Source organism: Oleiphilus sp. HI0117, assembly GCF_001635235.1.
This window is the reverse complement of sequence record NZ_LWGA01000890.1, coordinates 1-6,061: the sequence shown is the minus strand read 5'-3', so window position 1 is coordinate 6,061 and position 6,061 is coordinate 1. Positions and strand designations below refer to the sequence as shown.

Here is a 6,061-nt window from a genome sequence, read left to right as displayed (position 1 = left end):
TTGTTCAATCTGTCCGCGTTTGACTGATAGATCTCGTGCTGAATATTTGAAATTATCAATCTGCTTGTAGGAGGGGTCATGCTCTTCATCTACGATAATTATTCCGAGCTCTTTGAAGGGAGTAAAAATTGCTGAACGGGTGCCGATGATGACGCGTGCAATGCCTTCTTTTGCTAAAAACCAGCTAGTATATTTCTCTTTATGGCTCATGCCAGAGTGAATGACGCCAATAGGTGTGCTCAGCTGACTCTGGAACCTGAGTAGCGTTTGTGGGCTGAGGTTAATTTCTGGGATGAGAATGAGGGCCTGTTTACCTTGTTCAAGCTGTTTCTTTACGCATTCGATATAAACTTCAGTTTTGCCGCTGCCCGTTACACCCTGAAGTAGGGTTGCATTGATAGTTGCATCGGCGTTAAGAATTGTCTCAACTGCAAGCTTTTGCTCGGTATTGAGGGTTTTGCTTTGAATGGGCGCTTTGCTTTGTTGTTCTTTTTCCGCGCTCAGGGGGTCATAGACTTCTTTATATATGTAGCCTGCGCCTTCCAGGTTTTTGAGTTGACTGTTGCTATATCTCATAGCTTTGAGTGTATCGAGCCAAACGCCTTCAGGGTTGCTTTCGAGATAGTCGAGTATCTCTATTTGCTTGGTTGCATTCGCTCTACCTTCAAACTGTTTGGGGCTGCGATACCATTTGCTTAGCTCTATGCTTTTGACCAACGCGCCTTGCTTTGCAGAGGTTGTTCTAAGTGCTCCGGGCAGGGCGGTCGCGAAACAATCTCCAATAGGGTGACAATAATAGCTTGAGGCCCAGTTTAGCAGCTGCATCAAAACGCTTGGAAAAGTGGGTGATGGATCTAGAAGCGCCAAGGCGTTCTTGATTTTCCCCTCATGAGCCGAAGGGGTATTTTGTATTTTAGTGATAATGCCAACTAACTTTCTTGGCCCAAAGGGAACGAGAACCCTGCTCCCTTCCACAAGATATTCAGGGTTTATCTTATCAGGCGGCAGATAATCAAAGCAGCGAAATAAAGGGGTGGGGACTGCAACGGTGATGATCATGCAAGATACGAAGGAAATCTCTTAGAAGTAGGAGGCTAAATTCTAGTGCATTTCAAAAATGAAATAAACGATGCTTGCTTATTGTGTTTATTTTGTTAATATGCGCCGTCTTAAAAATTGGCAGTCACTCTGTCTTTTGTCTAAAAATTTGTTTTCAAGGCAAGTTTGAAGGTGTAAAGATAGATGGGAAGCCCCCTTTCGTGCGGTGCCTTAACGGCTCTTCTGGTTTTTTATAAGCTAAAAGAAGAGTGATAAGTGTAAGGTGGCGGCATAATTGAATTAGAGGTGTGCAATGAAAGAAGCTATTCATCCTGATTACCAGGAAATCGAAGCAAAATGTGGTTGTGGTAACGTTATTAAAACACGTTCTACGCTATGTAAAGATATTACTCTGGACGTATGTTCAGCATGTCACCCATTCTATACTGGTAAGCAGAAAGTAATGGATACAGGTGGTCGTATTGATAAGTTCAAGAAGCGTTTCGGCAGCCGTATCGGCGGCTAAGCTTTGTTTGGCGAGTTGCCAAAGAACTAAGATATTCCGAAAAAGAGCGCTTGTCGCTCTTTTTTCGTCTGGTTATTTGATGATTTCGGTCAAATGACAATAAAAAAGTTACGGCGTATTATCATTTGATAATTGTCCATAGGTAATAAGTGATGTCATAATGTGCGCCGCGGACAGGCTTTAGGGCTTTAATGTCCCTGAAAGAACCTAAACGGAAAAACCAAAACGGTAGAATATAATGTCAGATTTCAAACAAGATGCTCTAGATTACCATGAGTTCCCGAAGCCAGGGAAAATCAGCGTAGAACTTTCTACTCCTGCTCAAACCTCTCGCGACCTTTCTTTGGCTTATAGCCCAGGTGTTGCAGAGCCAGTTAAGGAAATTGCTGCTGACCCGGAAAATGCATATAAGTACACTGCTAAAGGTAACTTGGTAGCGGTTATTACTGATGGTACTGCGATTCTTGGTCTGGGTGACTTAGGTCCTTTGGCTTCTAAGCCTGTAATGGAAGGTAAGTCTCTTCTTTTCAAACGTTTTGCTGGCGTTGATTCAATCGACATCGAAGTTGAATCTGAAAGCCCTCAAGCATTTATCGACACAGTGCGTCGTATTGCGATTACTTTTGGTGGCATTAACCTAGAAGACATTAAAGCACCTGAGTGTTTTGAAATCGAGCGTACGCTTAAAGAGCAGTGCAACATTCCAGTTTTCCACGATGACCAGCACGGTACTGCTATCGTAACGGTTGCAGGTGCATTGAACGCACTTGAAATTCAAGGCAAGAAAATTGAAGAAGCAAAAATGGCGGTACTAGGTGCCGGTGCTGCTGCAATTTCTTGTTCTAAGCTACTTACCCTTGCGGGTATGAAGCCAGAAAACATCTTCATGTGTGATCGTAAAGGTGTTATCCACTCTGGTCGTGATGATCTAAACCAGTACAAGGCAATGTTTGCAGTAGATACTGACAAGCGTACGTTTGACGATGCGCTAGACGGTGCTGATATCTTCTTGGGTCTATCTGGTCCTGATATGGTGACTGGTGAACAAATTAAGAAGATGGCTCCAAACCCAATCATCTTTGCATGTGCTAACCCGGTTCCAGAAATCATGCCTGAAGTGGTTGCAGAATCTCGTCCAGATGCTGTTATGGCAACAGGTCGTTCTGATTACCCTAACCAGGTAAACAACGTTCTTGGCTTCCCATTTATCTTCCGTGGTGCGTTGGATGTTCGTGCAACAGCTATCAATGAAGAGATGAAGCTGGCTGCTGCTAAAGCACTTGCTAATCTAGCAAAAGAGCCTGTAACTAAGGAAGTTCTAGACGCTTACGGTGTGGATTCAATGGAATTCGGTAAAGAGTACATCATTCCAAAAGCGACAGATTCCCGTTTGTTGGGTATTGTATCTACTGCGGTTGCTCAAGCAGCGATCGATACGGGTGCTGCGGAAGGTCCACTTCCTGCAAACTACCCACTTAAGTCTTTAGAAGATATCTAATGGCTTAACTCTTTAGAGCCAAAAGTTCTAAAGAAAACAAAAAAACCGGTGCTGGAAAGTACCGGTTTTTTTATGTCTCTATATTTTGTCTAGAGTAGAATGGGGTGGTGTCGTGAAGGCTCTTGCTAGTTAGAAGATATCTTCTGGAGCGATTTGAGGTTGTGTGCTTTCTTTGTGTTCAAATGCAGGTGGCAAGGTTCTAGGCTTTTTCGGTGCTAGCTCTTTTCTGAATATCTCGAACATGGCGTTGTCTGTGCCGGGCAGAGCTTGCTCGCCTGTTTCTTTGTTTATCCGAACGGTTACCAGGCCGTCAGGTTGGGGCAAGTTGGCGTTTGGTGTGCCTTCTAGAGCGACTGCCATAAAGTCATTCCATATTGGTAGCGCGGCGCGAGACCCGTATTCTCTCCTTCCTAGTGTTTGCGGCTTATCAAAACCAACCCAGACGCTAGTTTCTAGCTGAGTGTTGAAGCCGGAAAACCATGCATCCTTTTGGTCATTTGTTGTGCCAGTCTTGCCTGCCAGGTCTTTACGTTTTAGTTGTAGAGCCTTTCTGCCGGTACCTTTTGTGATAACGTCTTTTAGCATTGAGTGAAGAATATATATATCGCGTTCATCGGCGATGCGCGGGGCGTAGGTGATTTCCTCGTTAGTCTCTTTGTTGTCAATCTCTTCTGAGCTTTGTTGAGTGAGGCAGTTTTCACGGCATACGATGGGAGCCGTGTTTTTGAAAATTATGTTCCCCTCATTATCTTCGATATGAGATATCAGATGGGTATCAATTTTGTAGCCGCCGTTGGCTATCATTGCATATCCTCTGGCGATGCTGATAGGGGGGAGTCCGGCGCTGCCAAGCGCGAGAGACAAATCTCTGGGTAGGTCTTTTTTGTCAAAACCGAATTTCTCAATGGTGTTCAGTGTTTTTCGGACGCCAGTTTCTTTTAGGAGCCGAATAGATACCAGGTTGCGGGAATTATACAGTGCTTTTCGGATCCGGGTTGGGCCATAAAACTTACCGCTAGAGTTCTCGGGCCGCCATGCCGCTTCCAGATTGTCGTCCTCAAATACGATTGGGGCATCGTTGATAAGGCTTGCAGCGGTGGTCCCGTTTTCTATCGCTGCCAAATAAACAAAGGCTTTGAAGTTGGAACCTGGTTGTCGTTTGGCTTGTGTCGCGCGGTTGTAGTGGCTCATGGCAAAGTCATAGCCGCCAACCAGTGCCTTGATTGCTCCGTTGTCGGGGTTGATCGAAATAAGGGCGCCTTGTGCCTCCGGAAGTTGGCTTAGGTGGATGATTTCTGCCATTGCCGTTTCGCCGTCTTCATTGCTGGTTTCTGTGTTTGACGTGGTCACTTGAATCACGTCACCGGTTTGAAGTATGTCTTCCAGGCTTTTGATGGCAGGACCTCTTCGGTCAACGGTCTCGTATTTTCTTGCCCATTCGGCCTGCTCGCGTAGCAAGGTCTTTTCCTGGCCATCTTTGAGTGATAATTTGGCGCTATCTTGAGATACTTCTAATACCAGCGCTGCTTGGTGTTGACGTGGGGTTTTGATGGAGCGTAGTTCACTGATCGCGCTTTCGATTGCTTCTTCAGAGCTAATGTCCAAGGTTTTTATTGGGCCTCGGTAGCCGTGACGCTTGTCGTAGTCTTCCAAGCCTTTTTTGACCGCGCGTGAGGCTGCTTCTTGTAGTTTGCTGTCTACGGTTAGGAAGACACGCATGCCAGAAGTGTATGCATCAGAACCGTAGCGATTAATAACTTCTCTTCTCGCCATTTCAGCAACATAAGGAGCATAAAGTTCCGAGCTTCCGCCATGGTAGCTGGCTGTAATGAGAGAGGATTTTGCTTCAGCGTGTTGTTCTGAATCGATCATCTCCAAATCAAGCATCCTGTCCAGGATCCAGTTTCTTCTGATTTTAGCTCGTTTGGCATTGGCTAAGGGGTTGTACCGAGACGGTGCTTTAGGAAGGCCCGCGATCATCGCCATTTGTGCCAGGTTTAATTCATCAATAGGCTTTCCATAATAGACTTGTGCAGCTGCATGAACACCGTAGGCTCTATTACCTAAATAAATCTTGTTTAAATAAAGTTCTAGGATTTCTTGTTTGGAGAGAGATTGCTCAATCTGAATCGCTAAAAAAATTTCATTGAACTTTCGGATGAAGGTTTTTTCTCTGGAAAGAAAAAAGTTTTTGGCAACCTGCATGGTGATGGTACTGCCGCCAGTTTGAATTCTTCCTGTGGTAACTAACTGAGTGGCTGCGCGAGCCAGGCCTTTTATATCTATTCCGCGGTGCTCAAAAAAACGATTATCCTCGGCTGCGATAAAGGCATTAAGCAAATTTTGAGGCGCGTCACCAATATTTATTGGCTTTCTTCTCTTTTCGCCGAACTCGGCTATGCTTTTGCTATCAAGTGAGTAAATACGTAAGGGTGTTTGTAATTGGGTGTGCTTAAGTTGCTCGGCATCAGGAAGTGTTGGCGTCAAATAAAGGAAGAAAGAGGCCATTAAGAAAAAGGCACCAGATATCATTGCGGCCAAGGACCAAGCTGAAAAGCTCAAGAGTCTCACAAAACGAAACATGTTTTTCCTAGCAAGTTAGAAATATACAGCTATTATCTGAGAAATAGCTTTAATTTAAGAATTGTAGGATTATACGTCTTTTTAGAGTGTTATAAGTAAAAAAATGTACATTGAGGTGTGAATAATAGATTCATAAGTACATCTCAATCAAAGTAGCTGCCATTAATTTAATGGGTTTTCGCGTGTTTGGATTATTTGGAAAGAAAAAAGATTCCTTGTTAGGAATCGATATCAGTTCTTCTTCAGTAAAATTATTGGAGTTGTCAAAGAATGGTGAAAAGTTCCGCGTAGAGAGTTACGCCGTGGAACCGCTACCTAGTAACTGCGTAGTAGAGAAGAATATTAATGACTCGGAGTTGGTTGGTGAAGTCATCGGAAAGGTGGTGACTCGCTCGCGTGCTAATAGTCGATTAGCT

Annotated in this window: 5 protein-coding genes; 3 read left to right on the top strand and 2 right to left on the bottom strand. The window is 44.3% G+C overall.

Annotation, left to right across the window (positions count from 1 at the left end; all coding sequences use genetic code 11):
• Nucleotides 1-1,059 (bottom strand): DEAD/DEAH box helicase (locus A3757_RS15680; RefSeq protein ID WP_156506349.1); only part of this gene is annotated, 1,059 nt, incomplete at its 3' end.
• Nucleotides 1,060-1,351: 292 nt separating this feature from the next.
• Between A3757_RS15680 and rpmE the strand changes: the two genes are divergently transcribed.
• Entirely contained in the window at nucleotides 1,352-1,564 is a 213-nt protein-coding gene (gene rpmE, locus A3757_RS15675) for a 50S ribosomal protein L31 (RefSeq protein ID WP_068509060.1), read from the top strand.
• Between the two features lie 235 nt (nucleotides 1,565-1,799).
• Nucleotides 1,800-3,062, top strand: a complete 1,263-nt coding sequence (locus A3757_RS15670; protein WP_197470071.1) for a malic enzyme-like NAD(P)-binding protein — start codon at nucleotides 1,800-1,802, stop codon at nucleotides 3,060-3,062.
• Between the two features lie 129 nt (nucleotides 3,063-3,191).
• Here the strand turns inward: A3757_RS15670 and A3757_RS15665 are convergent, their stop codons facing one another.
• Nucleotides 3,192-5,645, bottom strand: coding sequence for a penicillin-binding protein 1A (locus A3757_RS15665; protein WP_068553393.1), 2,454 nt, complete (start codon nucleotides 5,643-5,645; stop codon nucleotides 3,192-3,194).
• A 182-nt stretch (nucleotides 5,646-5,827) separates the two neighbouring features.
• Between A3757_RS15665 and pilM the strand changes: the two genes are divergently transcribed.
• Nucleotides 5,828-6,061: type IV pilus biogenesis protein PilM (pilM, locus tag A3757_RS15660; protein WP_197470070.1), on the top strand; the 234-nt coding region annotated here is incomplete at its 3' end.